The organism is Sphingopyxis sp., assembly GCF_050916055.1.
GTDB lineage: Bacteria > Pseudomonadota > Alphaproteobacteria > Sphingomonadales > Sphingomonadaceae > Sphingopyxis.
On sequence record NZ_CP051527.1, the window covers coordinates 851,911 to 875,916 of the forward strand.

A 24,006-nucleotide genomic window follows, 5' to 3' on the forward strand; every position below is an offset into this window, starting at 1 on the left:
TGCGAATGGCAATCCGCAAGACTTGGATGCGGCGACGCTGTCCGCTGCCTTGGCCGCTTGCGATCAAGCGCTGATCTTGCGCACGAAGCGGTAGCTTTTCTGCTCGAAGCCGAGCGAGCGGAAAAAATTATGCGCGTTGGCGACCATGATGTCACTCATCGCCTCGACCGCGCCGCATCCCTGCTTCGCGAGTGCGCGTTCGGCAGCGGTGAGCAACTTGGACCCTGCGCCACCGCGGCGGTGGTCCTTGTCGACGATAAGAAGTGTGAGCCGTCCGAGCATGCCGTGTTGCAACGTCGACACCGCCGCCCACGCGCAGCAGCCGATGATCTCGCCGCGCTCGGCGATGATCAGGCCCGCGCCTCTGTCCTTGCGCAGTGTCGCCAGATTCTCGGCAACCCGGGCGGGGGAGATTTTCAGGCCCGCAAGCTGGCCGAGAAGCGAGGCGAGGGCCTTGGCGTCGGATGGGGTCGCAGGGCGCAGCTTAAGGGGTGGCGGTTCGGGGTCCGCCATCGGCACGAGCCGCAGCACGGGCTTCGCCGGTGGCCTGCGCTGTTCGCTTTTTTCAGACGGCACCGGCTTCGCGCGCGGCGGCTCGCGCCGTTCGGGCGGCGCAGCGCGCGCTTTTGTTTTACGGCTGACGGGGCCCTCTTGCGCTACCGCATCGTCGACGATCCGCGGCTTCTTCTTGGGAGGCGCCGCATCGGGGGTCGTCTCGGCCGAGATTTTCCAGGTACTGAGCGCGCTGCCGCGCAAATAGTCCTCGATGTCCTGGGCCGATGCGGTCAGGCCGGCGCCTCCCACCCCAAGAAGCGGTTTCCCCGCCGGGTCAGTGAGGCCATATTTGCCATAGTCGCCGACACCCGGTGTGCGCTTGCGCGACCGCACGAGCTTGAGGCCACGGTGACTGGCCATTGCGCGCAGTTGCTCGTCGCTTGTCGGGTTGGCCATCGGATCAGGGGCTCCTGGCTTCTGCGTCATGATGGGAACGCAGGTGCCCTTTATGCGCTGTGCTGCCATGCGCGCGCATCGTTTCCGCCAAAGCTCGATGATCGACTGCGTCGTCTACGATGACGCGGCGCGCACGCTCTGCATCGCCTTTCGTGACACGGGACGATATGTCTATGAGGGCGTACCCGCGGCACTGTTCGAGGCGTTCTGCCGCGCCGGCTCGGCTGGCAGCTTCTTCAATGAGCGGATCAAGGACCGCTACCGTTTCCAGCGCGATCCCGGGCGCCGTCGGTTCGGGCCGAACGCCTGATCCTGCCATCATGCGCAGCGTCCGGGCCTCGGCTCAGGCGCGCTTGCGCGCGGCCGCCTTTGCCGGAGATTTTTTGGCCGCTGCCTTGGCGGGCGATTTCTTCGGGGCTGACCTGGCTTTACTGTCGCCGCTACCGATCGATTTCTTGAGCGCCGCCATCAAGTCAACGACGTTCGAGCCGCGTGATTCCTTGTCGCCCTCGTCGCTCTCTATATTGAGTGTCTTGCCCTTTTTCTTGCGGTCGATGAGTTCGCGGAGTGCCTCGACATAACGGTCGTGAAAGTCCGTTGCGTCGAACTTGCCGGTCTTCTTTTCGATTAGCGTCGTTGCGAGGTCGAGCAGTTCCTCGTCGGGATCGCCTGCACCGATATCGCGAAAATAGCTTGCCGCCTTGTTGACCTCGTCGGCATAGCGCAGCGTCTCCATTACGAGACCGCGCCCGCAGGCTTTGATGCTCACGACATATTCGCGGCCCCGCATTGCGAGCTGGCCGAGCCCCACCTTGTGACTACGGCGCAGCGCTTCGCGCAAGACGATGAAAGCCTCCTCAGCGAGCTCGTCGGCAGGCACCACATAATAGGGCTTCTCGAAATAGATTTCGTCGATGTCCTGCGCATCGACGAATTGGGTGAGCTCGAGCGTCTTCTTGCTCTCCAGTTTGACGCCCTCGATCTCTTCATCGTCGAGGAGAACATATTCGCCCTTGGCATATTCGAACCCCTTGACGATGTCGTCGATGTCGACCGGCCCTATTCCGGGGACGACCTTCTCATATTTGATGCGTTTGCCCGATGGTTCGTGGATCTGGTTGAAGGCGATCGTCGCGCCGCTTTTCGTCGCCGAATAGATTTCGACCGGAATCGAGACCAGTGCCAACCGGATCTGGCCCTTCCAATAGGGTCGTACAGCCATGATCGTCTCCTTGAATAAGACTCCTTCAATTCACGATGGGCGCGGACGTTCCGCTGTGACGCCTGCGCTGCGCTGTCGCACAGCGGTTTCAACGCGAACCGCCGAAGCGCGCACCGTTTGACTCGAGGAAAAACGGACTAACCTCGATCAATTTCGGCAACTTTTCAAATCTCTCGCGACTTACCGCGCCATGCCAAATCTCAACTCGAGCGCCTTGAGCGCGCGTAAACCCGGTCCTCCCTCGCCTTGGCTCGCCGCGGCCGAACTACCGCGCGCTATGTCCGAAATGACTCTGCTTGCTGCGGTCGTTCCCGGGCTGTTGCGCGCATCGGCGCGCGGCGACGGGCACCCCGTTCTCGTCTTGCCTGGCCTCCTCGCAGGCGATCGCTCGACCGCCGCGCTCCGGGGCTTACTGATCAAACTCGGCTACGACGCCCGTGCCTGGGATCTGGGGCGCAATTGCGGTCCTCGCGCGATTGGAACGCATGGGGAGCGGCTCCAGACGCGCGTCGACGCGTTGGCGCAGGAGACCGGTCGCAAGGTGAGCCTCGTGGGCTGGAGCCTTGGCGGCGTGTTTGCCCGATTGCTTGCGCGGCGGATGCCTGCGCGCATCCGCCAAGTGATCACGCTGGGCTCACCGTTCATGGACAGCGGCGACGCGACGAACGCGGGCAAGATTTTCGAAATGGCCAGCGGCACGCGTCGAGACGATCGCGGCAATCGTGCGATGCTCGCCGAGCTTGCCGCACCATCTTCCGTGCCGTCGTCGGCAATATACAGCCGATCCGACGGCGTTTGTGCCTGGCAGGTGTGCCGGGAAGACGCGGCCCCCTGCCGGGAAAGCATTGAGGTGTATGGTAGTCATTGCGGCCTCGGCGTGAACCCCAGCGTCATATTCGCCATTGCCGATCGCCTCGCGCAACCCGAAGGGCAATGGGCGCCGTTCGAACCGCCCCGCTGGTCGTCTTGGGCATTTCCAGCGCCGGGTCATGCCTGAGACTCCTGTTCTGATCCGGTCGCGCCATTGGATGATGATGACGCTGTCGGGCCGCATGCGGTGCGCGCTTGTTCGGCACATCAGGTTCTTCGGTCGTTATGCCTCACCGCGCGGTTAGAATAGCCTCGTAAAGCGCGATATATTGGTCCGCCATTCGGCCCACCGAAAAGCGCCGGGCGACGCTTTGAGAAACCTTACTCCGGTCGAGCTTATCGATCTTGCCGACCGCGGCCACCGCTGCTTCTACCCCATCGACGAGGTAACCGTTGACGCCATCGTCGATCAGCTCGGGCATTGACCCGCGTCGCTGCGCGATCACGGGCGTGCCGCACGCCATCGCCTCGATCACCGAGAGCCCGAACGGCTCGTTGTAATTGATGATATGAAGGAGAGCATGGGCGTTCCCGAGCGCCGCGATGCGCGCCTCGCCGCCAACCGGACCGTGGAACAGAACGGCTTCGCCGTCGATATTCGGTAGAACTTCGCGCTCATGATAGGCCTGATCCTGGACGATACCGTAGATATGCAGCCGACGTCCCGTGCGCCTTGCGATCTCGATCGCTTCGGCCGTTCCTTTGTCGGGATGGATCCGTCCGAAGAAGAGCAAGTCGTCGCTCCCCGCCGGATTGAGTGGAAACGCTTCGGGCACGATGCCGTGATGGATCGTTGCGGCATAGCGCAGATCGGGATGACGGTCGGCCGCGCTGATCGCGACATAATGGACGCGGTCCTCGAACGGCTTGTACATCGGCAGGATTCGCTCCGACGAGAAGCCGTGGATCGTTGTCACGATTGGCGTCGCGACCAGGCCCGAAAAGGCGTGGGCGGGGAAATCGGCTTGGTTGTGGATGATGTCGAATTCGCCTGCGCGGTCGAAGACATGCGCGAGATGCCGATACTCCCAGACTTTTGCGTCGATGGCCGGATCGTCCGAATAGGGCGCGGGGACGACCCCCGCGAGAGTTGCCGACGTGATGCTGTCGCGCGTCGCAAAAAGCGTGACGTCGATACCCTTGGCCACCAGCGCTTCGGTGAGTAGGCTCGTGACGAGTTCCCACGGGCCATAATGGCGCGGCGGCGTCCGCCAGGCGATCGGAGCGAGCATCGCGATGCGCATATCAGTCAGTCTTGAGGCGAAGAATAACGCCTTCGTTGGGCTCGAGCCCGCTGTCGAATGTCGTGCGGCCATGTGTCGAAAGCATCAGGGATGCCGATGCAGCGCCTGGCGGCAGCGAGATCTCGCGTGGCGCGGTGCTGAAATTGAGGGCGACAACGAAATGCACTTCGCCCTCACTCCGTCCATATTGCAGGACGTCGAGGCTCGAAGGTTGAAGTTCAATTGCGCCGATGCTTAGCGCTTCATGATCGCGGCGAAGCGCGAGCAGGCGGCGATAGAGGGATAGCATCGAACCCGGATCCGCGGCTTGCGCCGCCGCGTTACGGTGCTGCCAGTCCGGATGCAGTGGCAGCCAGGGATCCCGGCGACTGAAACCGGCATTTCGACTGTCATCCCAAGCCATCGGCGTACGCGCGCCGTCGCGGCCAAGACCGAGTCCCAGCTGGCGCAAATCCTGTGGATCCTGCACGCGTTCGGGTGAAATCGGTACATGTCCGATGCCAAGCTCGTCGCCTTGGTAGAGCGTCGGGGTGCCGCGGAGTGTCAGCAGCAGCATTGCCGCGACGCGTGCCTGCGCTTCACCTAGTCGGCCCGCGATCCGCGGCGCATCATGGCTGCCAAGCACCCAATTCGGCCAGCTGCCATCGGGTAGCGCAGCTTCATAAACATCGATGATGTGCGCTATGTGTGCCGCGTCCCAAGGCGCTTCGAAGAGCTGGAAGTTGAACGGCAAATGGACGCCCGGCATTTCGGGGCTGCCATAATAGGCGATGAGCTGGTCGATCGGCAGGCAAATCTCGCCGACGAGCAGCCGTTCGCCATAGCCATCCGCGATGGCGCGAAACGCGTGCGCGAGCTCATGGATTTCGGGCTGGTTCGCCGAATGCTGCTGGAGCACGCGAAATTTTTCACCCTGCTCGGGTGTGTAGTCTGGATTGAGCGGATTGTCCCTCAGATCCGCGGCCTTGATGCAATGCCAGAGTACGTCGATACGAAGCCCGTCGACGCCGCGATCGAACCAGAATCGCAGTACGTCGGTCATCGCAGCGCGCACCTCGGCGTTACGCCAGTTGAGGTCGGCCTGTTCCTTTAGGAAAGTATGGAGATAATATTGCCCGGTCGCGGCGTCATACTCCCATGCCGAGCCCCCCATGTCGCTTGTCCAATTATTCGGAGGACCACCATCGGGAGCGGGATCGCGCCAAAAATACCAATCGCGCTTCGGGCTGTCCCGCGAGGCGCGACTTTCTTGAAACCAGCGATGCTCTGTCGAACTGTGGTTCGGTACGAAGTCCAGAAGCAGTTTGAGACCGCGCGCATGCACCTCAGTGAGGAGCGCATCAAATTCGTCCAGACTGCCAAACAGCGCATCCACGCCGCAATAATCGGCGACGTCATATCCGAAGTCGGCCATTGGTGAGGGAAAGATCGGCGACAACCAGATAGCATTGACTCCGAGCGCTGCCACATAGTCGAGCCTCCGGCGGATGCCTTCGAGGTCGCCGATCCCGTCGCCGTCGCTATCCTGGAACGAGCGCGGGTAGATTTGGTAAACGACGCCCGGTTGCCACCACGGGCGGGGTGTCCGGCTGTGAACGGCGTTCACGCGCGGTCCAAGGGAAAGTTCATTCATGCGCTCGTGCACCCGTGCTTCTCGTTTCCGGTTTTTATCGGCGCACACACCCCCCCGACCGAGCCCCAAGGGAAGCATCCAGCACCAGGGGTTGCGCCTACGATAATTTCGACCGTTGCCCCTTGCGGGCCGCCTGCGTGAAGGCGCCCATTACGCCATTCCAGATCATGTTCTGCATTGTTCAGATCGCGGACGCTTGGCGGCTGACTCGGGTCGCTGGGAAGCGGGCATCCAAAAAATTGCAGCATGTGTTTGTTTCCCAAGATCCGGTCGCTGGCAAAGCCAGGCAATTATAACGCGCTCCATACGTTATGGCTGCGCCGTAAGCGTCGGGCGGATCGGTCTAACCCGATGTGTCATGGCTCTACTTTTAGCCCAGGTTATCGCTTTGGCTTCGTCCGGGGCTCGGGCACACAGCACTAATATTTGCAGTTCCGAGCGGAATTCCGTGCAGGGCCCGCGGAGCACTGCCAAACCTGATGCCGACGCGCTTGGCGTCTGTCAGAGAGCGGCAGCGGCCAAAGGGCAGGCTCGTTCATCGGCGCGCGAGCCACCGTCCCATTCCCGGACCTTTGGCGACGCTAGACCGCGATGCCGCGTCAACGTAATGCGCTGTTGGCAATGGCGCGAAGCGCCCGGCGGCAGTCCAATGATGCCGGCCCGCTCCCTAATCTCGCCACCTTACCGATCGGATTAGCCATGTCAGGCTCCGGCTCGACGCACCAATAATTTGCGCCGGACTTTCCTTGCCGGCCATACGCGGCTCCCTTCAAGGAACTTCCGTTGCCGTAGCCTGTTCACAGCTCAAGAGGGGAGAGGAAGGAGATGAGCCATGCCTCGAGGTGACAAGTCCAGCTACACCGATAAGCAAAAGCGCAAGGCCGAGCATATCGAGGAAGGCTATGAAAAGCGCGGCGTCAGCAAGAAGGAAGCGGAGAGCCGCGCATGGGCTACGGTGAACAAGGAATCCGGCGGCGGCAACCAATCGGGGTCTGGCCGCGGCCAGAAGGATACGCATGGATCGGCGAGACAGGGTGGTCGCGAAAGCGGATCAAGCAAAAGCGCGGCCTCGCGATCGGCGGCCGCGAAAAAGGGCTGGGAGACGCGCCGCCGCCGCGGGAAAGATTGACGGGGTGGCTCGCCCAGCGCCCGTCCGGTGTCGTTAGTCGACGGTCTAGTCGACCCCGACCGGACTTTGCATTTTCAGGTTATCGCCTGACACGTTGGCGTCGGCTGGGTCTATATCGACTGGTGCCGTTTTTACTGCCTCCATGGTCGGTGCGTCCCCGGCTTCTTGCGCCTCGATCTTTTCGCTGCATCCTCCAGCGATCATGGCCAACCCGATCAGCGTCAGCATTTTCATCTGCATGACTCGCTTGCTTTCTGTGGCCCGGAGGCGGTGCGCGGTCCGGAGTATATGGGGAACCCGCGCATTGGTTTTAGGTTCCTGCCTCCACTGGGTCTGGGTATTCTGCAATTGATCTAGATTAATACGTTTCTGCCACCCTCGATGGGTCGCTTCGGTCTTACCAGTGTCAATCCTCATCGTCTTCGAGCCGCTCGACCTCGGCCTCGGTCGCTTCCTCAAGTGCGGCGGAGATGAAGTCCGAGAGGTCGCCCATATCCTCTTCGATCTCCTGTCGGGTGATGCCGTCCTCCCGCGCATCGGCTAGAAAACGGGCCAATGTTGCTTTTGTTTCGGGGTGCCGGTCGCCCTCAGGCGCATAGAAACTCGGCCGGATATTTTCGGCGATCCACTGGTTCGCGAACTCGATTCCGATCTGGCTCATGGTGCTCTCCTTCGGACGCGCAACGAACCGCTGGCACTCCGGTTGCAGCCTTGCCGACCGCGCAACTATCCGGTCGCCAGATCGTTAAATCGACACCTGCGGGGTTTAAAATGGAGATTGCAATGAAGACCGTTGATTTGGACGCGACTCATATTCTCGCTGCTGACCATCGTACCGTTGAAGGCCTGTTCGAAGACTTTGAGAAGGCAACGAGCAGCGACCGCAAGGCGAAGCTCGCCAAGCAAATCTGTACCGAACTCAAGATCCATGCGCAGATCGAAGAAGAAATTTTCTATCCCGCATTGAAGGGAAAGATCGACGAGGATCTTCTGAAAGAGGCCTGGGTCGAGCATGACGGCGCTAAGGTGCTGATCAACGATATCGAAGCATCCGGTCCAGATGACGAATTCTTCGATGCGAAGGTCACGGTGCTTTCGGAAGAAATTAAGCATCACGTCAAGGAGGAAGAAAAACAGCAGGACAATATGTTCCAGCAGGCCCGCGCTGCCGACGTCGATCTCGAAGCGCTCGGCCAGGCCATGCTTACTCGCAAGGAAGAGCTGAAGGCGCAGGCCGAAACAACGGGATTGCAGCCGGCGCAATTGGCGACGATCAGCGGCTGAGGTTCATACTGATGCCGGTTACCGGATGGACGCTGGATCGACCCAGCCGAGAGTTCCTCATCGATATCTTCCCGCCACGTTGGCGCGAGCTGGTCGCCGATCACGTGACGCTCAATGCTCGGGCTTCACTGCGTGACCCGCCGCCACCGAAAGCCAAAGCAGCCGTCATCGGTCATGCCGATGATGGCCATGGGCTCGAAGCGCTCGTCGTTGCGATCGACGGAAATTCCCAGCGGCCCGACGGTAGCTTTTTCCACATCACCTGGTCTCTTGAGCGCGACAAAGGACGGACATCGGCCGAAAGCAACGCGCTTCTTATTGATCAGGGCTGGCGTACGCTTCCAGCGCCGATTGCGATCGAACTCACGCCGGCACGTTTCTGATCCGATTTGCTCGGATGCTGCCGCCCCTGCGATTTTGAAAGCCGCATCCGTGAAATCCTCGGCATGCGTGACGGCGCAGGGATAACCCGAGTTGATCAGGATTTTGCAGGGGCAGTCGCGTACGATGGGGAAGTTATCTCTGCCGAGCCGCGCTGGTAAAGGGTGAAGCCTGCGCTTGCACGCCGCTTCGACGCCTAACATCGAAAGCGGTCAGTCTTTCCGGGGAGTGACTGGACGACGGCGGCAGAGATCGAAAATATCGCCAGCGCTCAGCGCATGGAGAACGACATCGTGGAGCGATAGCACCCTATCGGGCTCCGCCTCGGCAATATTGGAATGGCTCGCATGTCCGGCGTCGACCACTGTTACTGCCCCCGATCCAATCACTTCGAACTGCGATCCAACAACGATAATCGCGCTGTTCTCGTCGATGCCGATGCCCATCATGCGTGGATTGTGGGCGATTGCACCGAGGAGACGGCCAATCCGCCCGCGCTCGGCGAAATGCTGATCAATGATCGTATCGCGTATAAGCGCGAGGCCGGGAGCCAGGTGAAGATCGCCAATGCGATACGATTCATCGCCGCTCCCGCCGATCAGCATCGTCTCACTTTGCGCCGATGCGCCCGCAGAAGTGCCTGCGACGACCCCGCCCCGTTCGTGAAGCGCGCGCACCGACGCTTCGAGCGGCGTGTCACCGATCTGGCTTACGATCCGCAGCTGATCGCCGCCGGTGAAGAAGATACCAGCCGCGCTCTCCAGAAGCTCCGATAACGCAGGATCCTCCGCTTCGGCGCGATCGTCGATATAAAGTTCGACAAGGTCCGTGACGCCTATGGCGGCGAACGCATCGCGATAGGCATCGAAATAGCCCTCGGGCTCGTGACTTGCCACCGTTGCAATAATCAGACGTCCGCCGCCGAGCCGCTCGGCAACGGCTCTGAGGATGATCCGATCGCCCTTCTTATCTTCATGGCCGCCGATGGCGATCAACGTTCCGGGTTTATTGGCCATCGGGCTCATCCAGTTCGTTTTGATGCAGAAGCGTTTTCACGCCTTTCAAATCGCTGGCCGCATACGCGACCGCCAAATGATCACTGTTATGGGCAAGGCCGATACCCCCGGCCGCATCAATGACGATCGCGCCAGCTTCGGCTTGCATCCTTTCGAGCGGCTTGAAGATCGCCCGGGCAGCTGACGTCGCCTTTTTGGTTTCGAGCGCGCGCATGACGCGCGCTGCCAGCAGCGTCCGCGCGATCGCTTCACCATCGCCCGAGAGCGAGACGCCGCCGATGCCGTCTTCGGCATAAAAGCCACAGCCGGGAAGCGGCGCGTCGCCTACGCGTCCGGGCATTGTTCCCGCCAACCCCCCGGTCGAGGTGGCCGCGGCGAAATGCCCAGTCTGGTCGAGCGCAACGCAGCCCACCGTGTCATGCCCGGGGTCGGCGGCGGGAAGTGGTGCGAGCGGAGTGGCGGCGAGTGGGAGGCCGCGGCTTCTTGCGAAGGCCTCGGCCCCCGCCCCGACGAGGAGAATCGGGGCGGCGTCCAGCATCCCGGCGGCGACCTCGACCGGATTGTAAATGCGGCTAACCGCCGCGACGGCGCCGATCGCGAGGGTGCTCCCATCCATGATACCGGCGTCCAGCTCAATCTCGCCCGCAGCATTGCCGACCGAGCCGGACCCGGCATTGAACGTCGGGTCGTCTTCGAGGATGCACACCGCAACCTTCACCGCCTCGATTGCCGAGCCGCCGCGGCGCAGGATGTCGGCGCCCGCCTGCGCAGCCGCCGCGCAACCACTCCGGTTCGCAGCGCGCCGATTATGAGCAATCGTGCGGGCGCCGCCATGGACAACGATCGACCAGCGACCTTCAACCATGGGCCGCAACGAGCGCTGGGCTCGGCTCCCCCTTATACTGGGGACGCGGGGCGGCCGCGAACGCCTGGACGCGGTTCCAGATCCCATCAACATCGGTCGGGGTTAGCAGTACGATGTCCCCCGGCTGCGCATAAGCGAGACAGGCATCGGTAGCCTCCTCTTCATCAATAAGGCAATGAATTGCGGCGGGGTCCTTGCCCGTTGCTAGCGCGCCCTCGGCCATCAATGCATTGATCGAACCCGCCTTGCGGCCGCGCGCGTCTGGCCCCTCGCGAAACATGATGACGTCGAAGAGTTCGGCAGCCAGAGCTCCGGCGTCACGCATATCCTGATCCCGCCGGTCCCCCGGTATGCCGAGCATCGCGATGATACGGCTCTCTGGTCCGCGCAACGTCTCGAGGAAAACGGAAAGCGCGCGAAAGGCGGCCGAGTTATGCGCATAATCGACGACAATGGTCATGCCGTGGCATTCAACCATATTTAGGCGGCCGGGCGAATCCTCGAACGAAGGACGGAACGAGCGGAGCGCAGCTGCGATGGTCTCAGGCCTTATGCCATGAGCCGCAGTCATCGCCGTGGCTGCAAGCGCATTCCAGATATTGAAAGCAGCTGCGCCCCCGAGCGTCGCCGGGATATCGTCGACATCGATGACAGGCACCGCTTCACCCCCGCGTAGCAGCAGAATCGTCCGGTCGTCGCGCACGACGGCTGTGCCGCCAGTCGCGACATGCGCCGCGATCGGGGCGCGGCCAACAGCGCATGGCGCGTCGGAAAACCAGACGATCTCGCCGCGTGCGTGGCGCGCCATCCGGACCGTCAACGGGTCGTCGGCATTCAATACGCTCGCACCGCGCCGCTTGACGCTTTCAACAACGACCGATTTGACGCGCGCCAGATCTTCGACGCTTTCGATGCCCTTGACGCCAAGATGGTCGGCGGTGACATTCAGCACGGCGCCGACATCGCAGGCGTCGAACCCGAGACCTTCGCGCAACAGTCCGCCGCGCGCCGTCTCGAACACCGCCGCGTCGACCGTTGGATTGCGGAGCACCATCTGGGCACTGCGCGGCCCGCTCGCATCGGTCGCTCTGTGGCGCCGGCCTCCGATATAAATGCCCGAGGTCGATGTGAAGCCGACGCGGTGTCCGGCCTCTTCGAGAATGCGCGCCACCATGCGCACCGTGGTCGTCTTGCCGTTGGTCCCGGTCACCGCGAAAATCGGGATGCGGCTGCGGGCGCCGCGCGGAAAGAGTGAGGCGACAATCGGGCGCGCGACGTCGCGTGGCAATCCCTCGGAAGGGGCGATATGCATGCGTAGCCCCGGCGCCGCATTGACCTCGACAATGCCGCCCCCGGTTTCACGCACGCTTTGGGTGATATCGGGAGTCATCAAATCGATGCCGGCGACGTCGAGACCGATCATTGCCGCCGCTTCGATTGCGATGGCCACATTATCGGGATGGATGACGTCCGTGCGATCGATTGCCGTGCCGCCGGTGGACAGATTGGCAGTGCCGCGAAGTGCGACCACCGTGCCGCAAGCCGGAATGCTTCCGAGGTCGAGACCGCGGGCATTAAGGAAGGCAATCATGGCGTCATCAGCATTCAGCCGTGTAAGCACTGCCTCATGCCCGACGCCGCGCCGAGGATCGGAATTCACGCGGGCAATCAGCGCCTCGATCGAAGCTTTGCCATCGCCAACGACCTGCGCGGGTACGCGCTCAGCGACCGCGACGACCTGGCCGGCGACAACAAGGATGCGGTGGTCGCGTCCGGGGAGCTCGCGTTCGACAATGACCCGCCTGCTGATGGCCTGCGCGCGCGTAAATGCGGCTAAAAGGTCGGCGCTACTTCGGATGCCCGTCGTGACGCCCCGGCCCTGATTGCCGTCGAGCGGCTTGACCACGAGCGGCCAAGCGAGCCGCGCTGCGGCGCGTTCCGCTTCATCGGCAGTGCGAACGGTCTCACCGGTAGGAACGGGCAGACCGATCTCCCCGAGCAACCGCTTCGCCGCATGTTTATTCTCTGCAAGCTCGGCGCCGATAAGCGATGTCGCGCCGGTCACGCTCGCACGGATCCGGCGCTGGCGGCTCCCATAGCCGAACTGGATCAGGCTCGCGGTGTCGAGCCGGATCGCCGGAATGCCGCGGCGGCGTGCCTCGACAACAATCGCGTGCGTGCTCGGGCCAAGACGATGGCCCAGTATCAACTTGCGCAACGCGGCGATCCGGGCATCGAGATCGAGCGCGTCGGCGCCGAGAGCGGTGCCGAGGCGGTCAAGGCCTTCGACTTGCCGCAGCCCTGCAGGCAGAAGTGCCGCGACCAGTTCGATCGCTGCGCGCCCTGCCGCGAGGCCGCTTGCTTCATCGGAATAGCAAAAGAGAATGTCATAGACACCGGTCGCGCCGCGAACGGAGCGCGTCTTGCCACGCGTCACCGAAGCGCCAGCGCGCGCCTGTAGCTCGATAGCGACATGTTCGATCACATGGCCAAGCCAGGTGCCGCTCGCCATGCGGCGAAGAAATCCGCCTGCCTCGCCATAGCTGCAGCCATGCTGTGCCAAGCTCGGCAATGCGGCGACCAAGCTATCGGCGAAACCGGGAAGTCGGTCGGTCGGCAGAGCTTCGAGCGCGCCGAGATCGACGCGAATGCGGATCATCGGGCGCCGACTGTAGAGATGGGGGCCGCGATAGACGCTGCGTTCGAGGATGCGAATTGGTGCGGGGGCCGTCGGGGGCCCGGGCCCGTCAGCGCCTGTCAATTTTGCCTGCCGCATCCTACCTCGCCCAAAGCCAATTCCCTGCAACGCCGTCCTTAAACGTCGGTTGCGCGACTTAACCTGCATCATGACGATCGGCGTTTCGAGGTCCGTGAGAATGGTGACGCCGCATCCGCTTCAGCGTCCGCGAGCGCAGACGACAATAGGCGAATACTAGGCTTTGTGCTATGATCTTGCCACCCGTCCTTACAGTGTACAGTCCAGAATCTTCAGTCGATTCCTTCGGGCGGAGCAAGCGTGAGTCAGGCTATTTTTGTATATTTGGATCCGGCTCCAAAAAGATAATAATACCCACTTAGATGGCCGATGCCCAATTACCATAACCGCACGGGTCGGAAACGGACCGGCGTGCTTGCGACTGACGAGATTGTGACTGCAAGTGCTCCGTAACTGCTGGGTGAAGCGGTCGCAGGAATTCGCACCCGTAGATTTGACCATCGCAACGGCGGACAAAGGCTTCCAGCGGCGCCAAGTCCGGAAGATTTACCCATTTTTGTGCCAACTTGCAACCGCGCAAACGTCTCCATCTGGAGACCTGTGGCGGAGAAATCAGACAGGGTCACTTCAAAAGGCGTACGACCGGCTTCGCGGAGCCGCGCGGTCGCGGACACGCTCGCTCGCTGCGCGGCGCGCCGCTGCGGTTTGCTATCATTCCCGCTAATTTGCGATCGGTCATGGTTTCAACTGGCATATTCAGTCAGCGACAAGACGAAGCACCGAGATTGCCGGACTCGCCGTAGCCCCCGTTCCGTTGCACCCGACCAACGCGCGCCGCTTGTGCTCGATGGCAGCGAGGAGAAGTTCGGCTCGCGACAGTTGACCAAAAAGACGAACGAACTCTGCATCAGTAATGGAGCCGAGCGGATTTAGAGAGACCCAGTCGGCCGCCGCGGTCCAGAAGCTCGGGCGACCTGCCAGCTTTGCTGCGATCGCGTCGAGATCGGCATCGGGAGCGTTCACTGCGCTTGCGCGCCGTTGCAGTTCTTCCTCGACAGCAACAAGTTCGCTGCGACCCAGCAGCGGCCATCGGTCGTGAAAGTCGGCACAGTCCGGGACGGCGATCGTCCAACATATGTTGGTCATCACCCAGTCGGCGATCTCATCAGATCGATTGCGCTGCTCCCGCGCGGTTGCGATGTTGGAAAGTGCTTTACTGCATTCGCCGACGGGTGTGTGCGCAAGATTAGCCATATCGGCGTTCTCTCCAAACTTCCGGTCGATCTCGCCGGAATTTCAGTCGTTACGCATAGCTGGCCCAAAGGCTGCATCATCGTTGCTCAGGCGACAGGGATGAAAGTCGCTAGCGCCGACGCCATTGCGTCATCAAAGAGACCAAGCTGGCGCCGACGTCCCACGGCGGCGTCAGTGAAATCGGCGGACAAAGCCGGCAATCAGGCGGCAACCATCGAGTTTTGGCACCGCCCAAACCTACGTCCTTCGACCGCCTTTGTTCGTATTCAGAAGCATTGGAAGGATGGACGAATTTGGCAGCTTGCTAGCGCGCCTTTCTTTCAACCGGTCAGCGACAGCAGACCAGAAGGATGCTGTTTCAAGGTTTCCTGCTAAAAATCAGTTTAAGAAGAAGGTCAGCAATTCGATCTTCCGGTTCCTCGCCAAATAGGCGTTCGGCTTGGCGAACTTCTTCCCAAACGTCTTTGTCAAAGTGCGATTTCTCCTCAGCGACCTTCGGCCGACGGGGGCACTCATTTATTCGGAAATCGACTCTGCCCGGTTGGGCGCAGGCTTTATCGGTGGGTCTCTCCGTTCTATTTCGCCTTTGCTCATTTCGACAGCATGCGGATAGGGCATGTCGATACCTTCGCGATCGAACGCTTCCTTGATGAGTTTAGTCATCTCGGACTTGTATCGACCATGCTGTTCGGCGGGCACCCAAGCTCTCCCTTGGAGATTGACCGAGTAGTCCCCCAGATCTTTGAGCCGGAACCATGGTGGCGGTTCGTTTATGGCCCGAGGGTCTCCCGCCATGATATTCTTCATAACGGTCAGAGCTTGGTCGATATCATCCTCATAGCCGATCCCGATCGTGATGACGCAGCGCCGTCGGCCTTTCTGGGTGTGATTTACGATTGGATTGGCGGTCACCTGGCCATTCGGCACCAAAATAACCTGCTCATCCGGCGAGCGCAGCCGTGTGAAGAACAGGTCGAGGTCTATCACATTGCCTTCGCGCCCGTTTATCTCGACGAAATCGCCGATGTGGTAAGGGCGAATGATCGCGAGCATGATGCCCGAAGCGACGTTAGTGAGCGTGCCCTGAAGTGCGAGGCCAATTGCTAGGGCGCTGGCGCCGAGGACCGCGACGAGGCTCGTCGTCTGTACCCCGAACTGCTGCAGCACGATGATGATCACGAGGATTATCAGGGCATATCGGATCATGACCGACAGAAAAGTGGCCAGCGTTGCGTCGACGCGTGGATTTTCGAGCGCTTTTCTGCGCGCAAGCCTCGACAAGAAGAAGGCGAGCCAAAGACCAACAACGAGAATGAACGCCGCCGAGCCGATGCGTGCGATCCATGTGATGAGTTCCTCAGCCCGAATATCCATATTCATGCGACGTCTCCCGGTAAGATGGACTGAAACGTGGCGGGGCGCCCGGCAGTTGCACCGACGCCATGGCCCATTTTCAGGCTATTTCGCGCCAGATGGTCGAATGCCTTGATCACTTTCGTGACCTTTATGTAGTTTGCAAACCCACTGCTCAGCCGGTGAGATAGGAGCGGCGGAAATCAGCCCCGCAACGACGGCTCCGGCGACAGCAGCCGATAGCAGCCAGTAATTGGCCGCTTCCGCGGGATCTTGCCAGTTTGGCTCATGGCTCATCCCGTTACCGTCACGCACGAACGAAATGTAGGAATGCCGTCGCTGAATCTATTTTGCACGAGGGCGTATCAGCGCCGGGTCTCGGTTCAATCGAACTGGAGTACGTGTCATCGAACCCAGAACACTCATCGCCTACGCCCTCATCCTCACGATGGCAGGTGCCGCGATCCATCTTATCGCCCTTGCCATCGGCAAGCGCGAACACTCGTGGCTGCCGCCTTCGTCTTGGCGCGAAAACGGGCGACCAAGAGCTTTGCCAGCCTTTGTTCCTAGCCTGGCTTATGCCGCTGCTTTCGTATCGACGAGAGCCTCGATGATTGCGTCGCAGAATGCGGGAAGGTCGTCAGGACACCGGCTGGTGATCAGGTTCGCGTCACGAACGACGGCTTCGTCGACCACTTGAGCGCCAGCATTGGCGACGTCGGTACGGATCGACTTATAGCTGGTCATGCGTCGTCCCGGCGCGAGTCCCGCCTCGATCAGCAGCCACGGCGCGTGACAGATCGCGGCGACCGGCTTTCCTGCTGATGCAAAATCGCGGATCAGCGCGATAGCGCTTGCTTCGACGCGCAGCAGGTCCGGGTTGATCTGGCCGCCGGGAAGGACGAGCGCGTCGTAATCGGCCGCCTTTGCATCTTCGATTTTGAGATCGACCTCAATGGAATCTCCCCAGTCATCCGCGTCCCAACCGGTGATTTCGCCCATTTTAAGCGACGCAATATCAATGTCGGCCCCGGCGTCCTGCAGTCGCTCAAGCGGCACTTCCAATTCGGACTGTTCAAAGCCATCGGTTGCCATGATCAGAATGCGGCGTGAGGCGAGGGGGGTGAGGTCGGCCATATGGTATCTCCTTTTGATATCCGAACAATGCGCCGGTGATCCCAAATGTTGCTTATGGGTGAGCAAACGGGCGGATTGAGATGCCTGTTCATCGTTTTGCTTTACATCGCACAGCCGAAGTCCGGCCCGCCTATTTTGTCACCGAGGCGAAACAATCAGATGATCTTCCTCGACGACGGCAAATTCGTCGCGTGCAAGTTGCCTTGGAACGCCAAGATGCGCGCAACAGGCGTACCCCTTCCTCCGCCTCGCGGCGCGAAGGGTCCTCGGCATTGCCTCAAGTGGAAGGCTTGGTCTCACTCGGCCTCGTCAAAGTTACGAACAAGAGCGGCGCCATTAACGACCTCAGAACGAAGGTGATCTGCGTTTGGGCGGAGGTACGTCCCGATCCCCGCAGCGCAGGCCCATGTGCAGCCGATTGTCGGCAAGGCTCAGACGACAACAACGCTGGCGTGGGACGGCTACACATCCGCGATGTCTCGGGTAAGGCTTGCTCTACCGGCTGCCGCCAATCGGGGCGTCGGCGCCGGTTTTCGGGCCCTGATCGGTGCGGATTGTCTGATGGCCGCCGCCCGCCTGCACGTCATCGTCGTAATCCTCAGGGTTGCCGCCGGCCCCCGCGCCCGCGCCGCTGCCTGTGACGGGGCCGCTGCCCTGCTTGTTCGCTCTCGTGCCGCGGTTGTGCGCGGCGGTCACATCGCCGTCCTCACGGTCGGTTTGGGGGTAATCTGTCGGCGTCGCGGTGCCGACATTGGCGCGGTCCTCGACCTTCTCCTGCTTGCGCGCGCCGGGAGTCGGGGCGCGCGGTTCCTGGTCGGGGCGGGCATCGCCAAGCGGGCCGCGGGGAGTGGTGTCGCTCATGATCTATATCCTTTTCTCTGGGGTCAGGCGGCCGCGAACCCGGCCTTGTTCATCTCGGCAGTGACATGCTTGTTGCCTTCGGCGCCAAGCGCGGCGCGCAGACGCGGAAAAAGCTCCGCTTCTTCCTGCTCGATATGCGACTCGATATCGGCGCGAAATGCGCGGACCTTTACGATCCATGCCGGATCGTCCTTTGCCATCTCGCTGAGGTCATGGAGATATTGCTTCACATAGCCATGGTCGTGAACGAGTTGGTCGGCCTCTTCGACCTGGCCATGATCGCGGATCGCCGGATAGACGACGTTCTCTTCCTCGAACGCGTGTTTGCTGAGTGCATGCTTGAGCTGCGTGAGCAGCATGCCGCGCTTCCACGTCTGCGTCGCATCGGTCTTCTCGACCGCATCGAAGAGCCGCAGCGTCAGCCGGTGCTCGGCCTTGAGGCCCTCGTCCCATTCGCCCTGCGCGGCGGTGATCCCCTGGACCACGGCCTTGCGGCCAAAATTGGCGGCGAGGCCGACGACGAAGCCCGCCGCCGCGGCGCCGAGTAGAAAGGCGGGGCCCTTGTTACTGGTCAAAATGTGGGTTGCCATGATCGTCTCCTTGGCTGGTTGTACGTGAGGAGTTGTGCGTCAGGGGTGTTCGAGCCGCGTCTCGACGCGGATCAGCGAGACCGCAGTACGCCGCGGCTGCGTCAGCATGAAATGCGCCGCCACCGCGATATCCTCGGCGCGCAGCATTTTGTCCGCGTTGATCAGCGCTTTCTGCTTCTCGGGCGGAAACTCCGGATATTGAAAGTCGGCACCGGTGAAGCCCGGCTCGATGAGCCCGACTTTGATGTCTGCTTCGGCAAGCTCCTTGCGGAACGCCGGCACAAAACCTTGGATGCCGGCCTTAGCGGCGACATAGATCGAGCTGCCCGGCTTTTGCGATACCGCCGACATCGAGCCGATGAAGATCATGTCGCTGCCGCCTGCCATGCGCCGCGCCGCTTCCTGCGCGCAGATGAGATAGGCGCTGAAATCGGTTTCGAGCTGGTAGCGCGCCTCGCTCTCGCCCGCGTCGGCCAGTGCCGCCGCGGGCACCGCGGCGTTGATTACCGCAATATCGATGCCGCCAAGGAAGGCCGCTGCTGCTTCGAAGAAGCGGTCGATATCTTCGGCAATCGAGAGGTCCACATTGATGCCGTCGCCGTCGCCGACCTCGGCGATGCGCTGCAAGGCATCGTCCAGATGTTCGGTCGTCCGCCCGCAGACGAAAACCTTCACACCCTCGCTTGCGAGCGGCACCGCAATCGCGCGGCCGATCCCGGTGGTCCCGCCGGTGACGATAGCGCGGCGACCCTTAAGGTCAGGGGCGTGGGTGTGGGCGTCACCTTCATCGATCATTATGCGTCCTCTCGTCATCGGGCGGGAAGCAGACGGGGCGGGTATGCGGAGAGCCGCGGTGCCCGCTCCCCTTACTCCACTGACGCCTGCTACTGGTCACAGTTCCGTGGCAGCAGCGGATACGGAAAAAAATATTTCGGGCGCGGTGTGCATGCGGTGTCGGCAGCTATCGCAATGCTCGTTCGTTGGTGCTGCATCACGATCTGACAAGGAGAGACGTCATGGAATGGACACTGATTACCGTCATCGGACCGATCCTCTTTGCCCTCGTTCTTGGCTGGGCGATGCTCCACAACCGCCGCTCGCGTGCCGAAATCCGGCGGACTGAGGAGGCCACGCGCCTGCGGCGCGAAGAGGAGGACCGGGAGGCGAAGGCACGCGAAGGCGGCTGATCGGTCGGCGGCGCGCATCTCCTAGGCCGCGCTGTCGCCAGACCCATTACCCGTGCCGCCGCGCGCGATGATCTAATAGGGTGCGGAGTCGCAGGCGGCTTTCACCAGCTGACAGAGCGGCGCGCCGTCGGCGAGCAGCAGCGCCCGCCGTCCTTCGGCTTCGCCCATCGCGATCTCGAGCGCGGCCGCTGGGCTGTCCGCCTCGAACTCGATCCGCTTAGGCAGGCCAACCGCATCCTCGTCGTAGCGCAGCGTATAAGTAACTGTGCGGCGCAGCAGGTCGCAGCCCGTGTGGATAGGTGCGGCTTCGCTCACCAGGCTTGCTTGCGGGTCGATCATCGCCATGCCGCTCAGTAGGCCGGCGGATCGCTGGCGGGGAAGGATTCGTCGGCCGCCTGGTCGACGCGATCCCACGCCCGGCCCGGTTCCGAGCGCATGCCATCCGGCCCAGCCGAGCGTGTCTGGTCGAAATTTTCGGCCTCGGTCTCGGCGTCGGCAAAGGCCGTGGCATGCTCGTCCTGCTTCGGCGTCGCGCCGTGTGGCTTGCGCGTGAACCAGAACAGCGCACCGAGCACCGCCGCGGCGACGAGCTTGCTGAACCCCGATGTCCTTGCCGCGTCTGCGCGGGTTGCAGTCCTCGCCATGATCGTCTCCTTTTCTTCGTTTCAACAAAATCGATGATGGAAGATCGCGTGGCCGATGCCGGGGACGCCGGTCGCTCGCTGCATCCTGCCGCATGGGCTGCCGCGCACGGGTGTGAAGGAACCCCTCATCGTCAGGCCTCCCAGCGCAGCACGAGGCGGCCGCTCGCGGGCACGAGGTAGTCGATCCGGTCCGCGCCTGTTGCATGAGGGCGTAGTACGTCGCCATCGACCGTCGCAACATGGGTGCGCGGCAGCTTGCGGCGCTTCGCGCGCACGAAGCTCAGACGCGCAGTGCAGGTCTCGCCGCCATCGAGCGTGATCGACAGCGCCCGGGTATCGGTGCGCTCGCGTGCGCGCACGAAATGGTCGCAATAGAGCAGAAACGGCGCGTCCTCGATCTTGTGGAACGACCGGGTCGCGAACACAAACGCGGCGCCCGCGCCGTAAATCTCCTGCCCGACCTGGCCCGCTTCCTGCCCGTCCGGATAGAGATCCTCGAGCGGGAAGGAGAGCTTGTGGTCGATATGGCCATTCGGTTCGCGCTGCGCCTTGGCGATCGCCTCGCGCGGCAGCGCGTCTGGATAATAGTACCAGGCGCGGTCGAGCGCATATCGGCAATATTCGGCGATAAGCATCCTCGCTGCAGGTTCGAGATCGGGGCCGCTGTCGTCGAGATAATGTTCGAACGCCGCGAAGCTGTCGAAACATTCATAGACCGCCATATAGGGCGCGTCCTGGAGGCAGGTGACGCCGAGGAAATTGCGATAATGAACCGCATGACCGAGTTCGCTCTCCCAGATTTCGCAATTGTGGAAGAAGCTCGCGAGATAGACATAGCTCTGGTCGCGGTAGACATCGCGGTTGGTGATCCGCCAGAGCCGCATGCATGCCGCAGCGCCCCATGCGGTGAGATTGGCTTGGTAATTGATCCCGAAGCCAAGCCCGATCGCCGCGTCGATCGCCGCGCGCGCCTCGTCGAGATAGCGTTTGTCGTCGGTGAGATCGAACGCCTGCAGCATCACCCAGGCATAGACGCCCCCGACGTCGGTCTGCCCCCGTCCATCGGCGCCCGCGGTCTCGGTGATGACTGAAAAGTCGGTAATTTTGTACTGGATCGGCCATTTATAATCGAAATGGCGCGCCGCCTTGATCGCATAATCCATCGACTTCAGGAACAACCTCTTGGCCTGAATGTCGCCGCCATGCGCGAGGCGGCCAAGGTTGAGGAGCGGGTGGTAGAGATACCAGCTGTCGACCGCGTCGGCATCCTTGTCGCGCCCGACATTGGGCAAATAACGCCGCAGCGTTTTGAGCTTCGGATCCCAGAATTTTTTCAGACCCGCCTTGAACTCGGCCTCGAGCGGGTGCGGCTCGCCATTCCATTTGCCCCAGTCGTGGATTGCCTGGACGATCGACATCTGCACCATGATGTCGGGATATTCGGCGGCGGTGTAGGGATGGACATAGCGATGCCCATAATGGCGGATCGTCGCCTCGGGCGCCTGGTCGAGATCATGGAGCGTCCGCTTCGCGCGGTCGGTCCAGTCGCGGAACTCGGTCGGCGGCAGGTCGAGAAGCTGGTAGGCGCCGCCGAGCAGCTGCAGGAAATGCCGCGCGCAGTCACGCTCATCGGCGGGCGCGTCGGGGCGGCAAAGCAGGATCGCATCGGACAGGACGACCTCCTCGCCAGCGGCGAGCGGGACGATGGCGTCTTCGCCTGCCGGTGTCGGCGCCGGCAGCAGAAAACCGAGCTCGGGCCATTCCCCGCCGACGACATTTTCGGGGGTGGTTCCGGTCGCCCGGCAATAGGCGTTGAGCGCGGTCAGGTTCTGGAAATAGAAAAAGCTGCCCGCCTCCGGCTCGTCGACCCGGAAGAAGAGCAGCCCCGCATTCAGCCCACGCTGGACGGCATGGACGCGCCCGCGCGTGCCGAGCGGCTCGTCGTGCCGGTCGAGCGGGTAGAGATCGCGCGGCACGAACGGCAGCCGCGTCGGGGCGCTTGGGGTGAAGCGGGTCTCGAGCCGGAAATAGGGCAGCGTCCGGGCGCCGGTCTTTACCGATACGATATGCGCCCCGAGGCCGCTCGTGACGCCGATGCGCGCGATCTCGCCCGGCTTCGGGGGCAGCGCCTTCGCATGAGCCTCGCCTGCCCACGCCGCGGCGCGAAGGGCGATCCCGCCCTGGCCGGGGCGGCGAACGATCAGCCAGAGTGCGTCGCCAAGCTGACGGACCTCGGCGGCGAGGTCGCCGGTACCGAACAGCGCCAGCGCCTTCCCGCGCATCGTCGCGAGCTCGTCGCTGAGCGCAAGGAGATAGGGGGTGACCGGCGCGGTGCCGTCCTGAAGCGCGCTCGATGTCATGCTTTGCTATCCCTGTCAGACGTCTCTTTCTTGGTAGTCGCGTTTTCTCCCAAAGCGCGGCTGCAGCGTTTGTTCCCGCAGCCTGATCGAGGTTAATCCGATTGTCGCCGTCAAGCCTCAGAGGCCGAAGACGGCCTTGGGAATATGGGTGATACGGCACGCGAGATCGGCCTCGCCCGAGGCGACAATGAAATGGTCGCCGGCATCGGCGATGCCGGTGGTAAAGACCACGTCACGAACGTACAGCTTGTCTTCCAGCGGCCGCGTGAGCTCGGGGTCGGCCTCGAGCAGCGGTTCATGATCGGTTGCCACGACGCTGGCAGGATCCCTTGCATCGAGAAGCGACCAGTAAGTCCGGTAGATGCCGACGATCTCCTTCGGCTCGACCCCGTGCCATAGCGTCAGCCAGCCCTTGTCGGTGAGGATCGGCGGCGTGCCACCGCCGATCCGCGCCGTCGCCACCGTGTGGGCATGCGGGCGGATGCCGGGCGTGCGGTGCGGCTTCCAGTGCCGTGCGTCGGGCGAAATCGCAAGGTTGATCGACGGCCCGGCGCGCCACGGCGAGCCGGGGGGATAAGCGAAATAGAGATCGCCGAGCGGCCGCGTCTGCGCCCAATATTGGCCGTCGATGCGTCCCTCGAAGATCAGCATATCCTTGTTCTGGTGATCGAGGACGATATCTTCGAAGCGCCAGTCGAGACCATTGTCCGAACTGTAGAGCGTCGTCGAATGCCGTTCGGGGCTGACCGAGCAGCTCGTCATCAGCCAGTGCTCGCCGACCCGGCTGATCCGTGCGTCTTCGACGCCATAGCATTGGAAATCGCCCTGCGGCGCAATGGCGCGATCATAATGGACAGCGACGATGGCGAGCCCGTTGGAGGAGAGCTCGACCGGCAGCAACCAGGAGAGCGACGTGAGCGCCATCACGCGCCACGCCCCGCCGCGCACCATGAACTTGCGCGGGTCGGCCGTGTCGCACAAGGCAAGCGGCCAGGCATCGAGCCGGTAGCGCCCGTCAGCCCAGCGGATGCAGTGGACATGCCCGTCGCGGATCGGAGTCCGCAGCGCCTGGGCAACACGCACCAGCATCAGGAGATTGCCGTTGGCCAGCCGGGTCAGCCCGGGGTTGAACGCGCCCAGTACATAGGTATCGGCGTCGAGATGGCCGGCAAGCGGCGAGCGGGCGAGATCGACATCATCGGGGCCGAACACGAGCCGGTCGATAGCAAAGCCCATATCTTCATCTCCTTCTCGACTCTCTCGCTCCCATCAAGCCGCCGCCTGTGCCTTCGTTCCGGTGCGCTGCGAC

The 24,006-nt window shown here is 62.3% G+C and carries 25 protein-coding genes; 6 read left to right on the plus strand and 19 right to left on the minus strand.

Annotated elements, in window-relative coordinates:
• Window positions 1–63 precede the first annotated feature (63 nt).
• A complete protein-coding gene (locus HEQ22_RS04255; protein WP_432769957.1) occupies window positions 64–951 on the minus strand; it encodes a GNAT family N-acetyltransferase in 888 nt (295 codons plus the stop codon).
• A 28-nt stretch (window positions 952–979) separates the two neighbouring features.
• Here HEQ22_RS04255 and HEQ22_RS04260 point away from each other — a divergent pair, with 28 nt between their 5' ends.
• Window positions 980–1,261: a KTSC domain-containing protein gene (locus HEQ22_RS04260; RefSeq protein WP_432769958.1), complete on the plus strand. Its 282-nt coding sequence runs from the start codon at window positions 980–982 to the stop codon at window positions 1,259–1,261.
• Window positions 1,262–1,294: 33 nt separating this feature from the next.
• Here the strand turns inward: HEQ22_RS04260 and HEQ22_RS04265 are convergent, their stop codons facing one another.
• Window positions 1,295–2,173, minus strand: coding sequence for a Ku protein (locus HEQ22_RS04265; RefSeq protein ID WP_432769959.1), 879 nt, complete (start codon window positions 2,171–2,173; stop codon window positions 1,295–1,297).
• 277 nt (window positions 2,174–2,450) lie between these two features.
• On the opposite strand from HEQ22_RS04265, the gene HEQ22_RS04270 reads away from it, so the two are divergent.
• On the plus strand, window positions 2,451–3,170 hold the full coding sequence (locus tag HEQ22_RS04270; RefSeq protein ID WP_432769960.1) for an esterase/lipase family protein: 720 nt from the start codon (window positions 2,451–2,453) through the stop codon (window positions 3,168–3,170).
• Between the two features lie 103 nt (window positions 3,171–3,273).
• On the opposite strand, the gene HEQ22_RS04275 is transcribed toward HEQ22_RS04270, so the two are convergent.
• Both HEQ22_RS04275 and HEQ22_RS04280 read right to left on the minus strand, forming a co-directional pair.
• Complete coding sequence (locus HEQ22_RS04275; RefSeq protein WP_432769961.1) at window positions 3,274–4,287, minus strand: glycosyltransferase family 4 protein; 1,014 nt, start codon at window positions 4,285–4,287, stop codon at window positions 3,274–3,276.
• Window position 4,288: 1 nt separating this feature from the next.
• Window positions 4,289–5,920, minus strand: coding sequence for an alpha-amylase family glycosyl hydrolase (locus HEQ22_RS04280; RefSeq protein ID WP_432769962.1), 1,632 nt, complete (start codon window positions 5,918–5,920; stop codon window positions 4,289–4,291).
• Between the two features lie 832 nt (window positions 5,921–6,752).
• On the opposite strand from HEQ22_RS04280, the gene HEQ22_RS04285 reads away from it, so the two are divergent.
• A complete protein-coding gene (locus HEQ22_RS04285) occupies window positions 6,753–7,049 on the plus strand; it encodes a plasmid stabilization protein (protein ID WP_432769963.1) in 297 nt (98 codons plus the stop codon).
• A 45-nt stretch (window positions 7,050–7,094) separates the two neighbouring features.
• Here HEQ22_RS04285 and HEQ22_RS04290 read toward each other — a convergent pair whose 3' ends face one another.
• The gene (locus HEQ22_RS04290; RefSeq protein ID WP_432769964.1) at window positions 7,095–7,289 is read right to left on the minus strand and encodes a hypothetical protein; all 195 of its coding nucleotides are present in this window, start codon (window positions 7,287–7,289) and stop codon (window positions 7,095–7,097) included.
• A gap of 166 nt (window positions 7,290–7,455) precedes the next feature.
• Entirely contained in the window at window positions 7,456–7,710 is a 255-nt protein-coding gene (locus tag HEQ22_RS04295; protein ID WP_432769965.1) for a hypothetical protein, read from the minus strand.
• 122 nt (window positions 7,711–7,832) lie between these two features.
• On the opposite strand from HEQ22_RS04295, the gene HEQ22_RS04300 reads away from it, so the two are divergent.
• Both HEQ22_RS04300 and HEQ22_RS04305 read left to right on the plus strand, forming a co-directional pair.
• Entirely contained in the window at window positions 7,833–8,333 is a 501-nt protein-coding gene (locus tag HEQ22_RS04300) for a hemerythrin domain-containing protein (protein ID WP_432769966.1), read from the plus strand.
• A gap of 11 nt (window positions 8,334–8,344) precedes the next feature.
• Window positions 8,345–8,716 (plus strand): hypothetical protein, encoded by a 372-nt coding sequence (locus HEQ22_RS04305; RefSeq protein ID WP_432769967.1) that lies wholly within the window; start codon window positions 8,345–8,347, stop codon window positions 8,714–8,716.
• A gap of 210 nt (window positions 8,717–8,926) precedes the next feature.
• Here HEQ22_RS04305 and HEQ22_RS04310 read toward each other — a convergent pair whose 3' ends face one another.
• The 9 genes from HEQ22_RS04310 to HEQ22_RS04350 all read right to left on the minus strand — a co-directional run bounded on the left by HEQ22_RS04310 (window position 8,927) and on the right by HEQ22_RS04350 (window position 19,301).
• Entirely contained in the window at window positions 8,927–9,730 is an 804-nt protein-coding gene (locus HEQ22_RS04310; RefSeq protein ID WP_432769968.1) for a cyanophycinase, read from the minus strand.
• Window positions 9,720–10,595: an isoaspartyl peptidase/L-asparaginase family protein gene (locus tag HEQ22_RS04315; RefSeq protein ID WP_432769969.1), complete on the minus strand. Its 876-nt coding sequence runs from the start codon at window positions 10,593–10,595 to the stop codon at window positions 9,720–9,722. The genes HEQ22_RS04310 and HEQ22_RS04315 overlap by 11 nt, the downstream gene beginning before the upstream one ends.
• Complete coding sequence (cphA, locus tag HEQ22_RS04320) at window positions 10,588–13,254, minus strand: cyanophycin synthetase (protein WP_432769970.1); 2,667 nt, start codon at window positions 13,252–13,254, stop codon at window positions 10,588–10,590. The genes HEQ22_RS04315 and cphA overlap by 8 nt, the downstream gene beginning before the upstream one ends.
• A gap of 813 nt (window positions 13,255–14,067) precedes the next feature.
• Window positions 14,068–14,565, minus strand: a complete 498-nt coding sequence (locus tag HEQ22_RS04325; protein ID WP_432769971.1) for a hypothetical protein — start codon at window positions 14,563–14,565, stop codon at window positions 14,068–14,070.
• Between the two features lie 516 nt (window positions 14,566–15,081).
• Window positions 15,082–15,945 carry a mechanosensitive ion channel family protein gene (locus tag HEQ22_RS04330; RefSeq protein WP_432769972.1) on the minus strand — a complete coding sequence of 288 codons (864 nt, stop codon included), beginning with the start codon at window positions 15,943–15,945 and terminating at the stop codon, window positions 15,082–15,084.
• A 549-nt stretch (window positions 15,946–16,494) separates the two neighbouring features.
• Window positions 16,495–17,055 (minus strand): type 1 glutamine amidotransferase domain-containing protein, encoded by a 561-nt coding sequence (locus HEQ22_RS04335; protein ID WP_432769973.1) that lies wholly within the window; start codon window positions 17,053–17,055, stop codon window positions 16,495–16,497.
• A gap of 495 nt (window positions 17,056–17,550) precedes the next feature.
• The gene (locus HEQ22_RS04340) at window positions 17,551–17,916 is read right to left on the minus strand and encodes a hypothetical protein (RefSeq protein WP_432769974.1); all 366 of its coding nucleotides are present in this window, start codon (window positions 17,914–17,916) and stop codon (window positions 17,551–17,553) included.
• A 23-nt stretch (window positions 17,917–17,939) separates the two neighbouring features.
• Window positions 17,940–18,506 (minus strand): hemerythrin domain-containing protein, encoded by a 567-nt coding sequence (locus HEQ22_RS04345; protein ID WP_432769975.1) that lies wholly within the window; start codon window positions 18,504–18,506, stop codon window positions 17,940–17,942.
• 39 nt (window positions 18,507–18,545) lie between these two features.
• On the minus strand, window positions 18,546–19,301 hold the full coding sequence (locus tag HEQ22_RS04350) for an SDR family oxidoreductase (protein ID WP_432769976.1): 756 nt from the start codon (window positions 19,299–19,301) through the stop codon (window positions 18,546–18,548).
• 221 nt (window positions 19,302–19,522) lie between these two features.
• On the opposite strand from HEQ22_RS04350, the gene HEQ22_RS04355 reads away from it, so the two are divergent.
• Window positions 19,523–19,693 (plus strand): hypothetical protein, encoded by a 171-nt coding sequence (locus HEQ22_RS04355; protein WP_432769977.1) that lies wholly within the window; start codon window positions 19,523–19,525, stop codon window positions 19,691–19,693.
• 72 nt (window positions 19,694–19,765) lie between these two features.
• On the opposite strand, the gene HEQ22_RS04360 is transcribed toward HEQ22_RS04355, so the two are convergent.
• The 4 genes from HEQ22_RS04360 to HEQ22_RS04375 all read right to left on the minus strand — a co-directional run bounded on the left by HEQ22_RS04360 (window position 19,766) and on the right by HEQ22_RS04375 (window position 23,933).
• Window positions 19,766–20,032 carry a hypothetical protein gene (locus tag HEQ22_RS04360; RefSeq protein WP_432769978.1) on the minus strand — a complete coding sequence of 89 codons (267 nt, stop codon included), beginning with the start codon at window positions 20,030–20,032 and terminating at the stop codon, window positions 19,766–19,768.
• Window positions 20,033–20,043: 11 nt separating this feature from the next.
• A complete protein-coding gene (locus HEQ22_RS04365; RefSeq protein WP_432769979.1) occupies window positions 20,044–20,337 on the minus strand; it encodes a hypothetical protein in 294 nt (97 codons plus the stop codon).
• Between the two features lie 131 nt (window positions 20,338–20,468).
• A complete protein-coding gene (locus HEQ22_RS04370) occupies window positions 20,469–22,697 on the minus strand; it encodes a hypothetical protein (protein ID WP_432769980.1) in 2,229 nt (742 codons plus the stop codon).
• Between the two features lie 117 nt (window positions 22,698–22,814).
• Window positions 22,815–23,933, minus strand: a complete 1,119-nt coding sequence (locus HEQ22_RS04375; protein WP_432769981.1) for a glycosidase — start codon at window positions 23,931–23,933, stop codon at window positions 22,815–22,817.
• Window positions 23,934–24,006 lie beyond the last annotated feature (73 nt).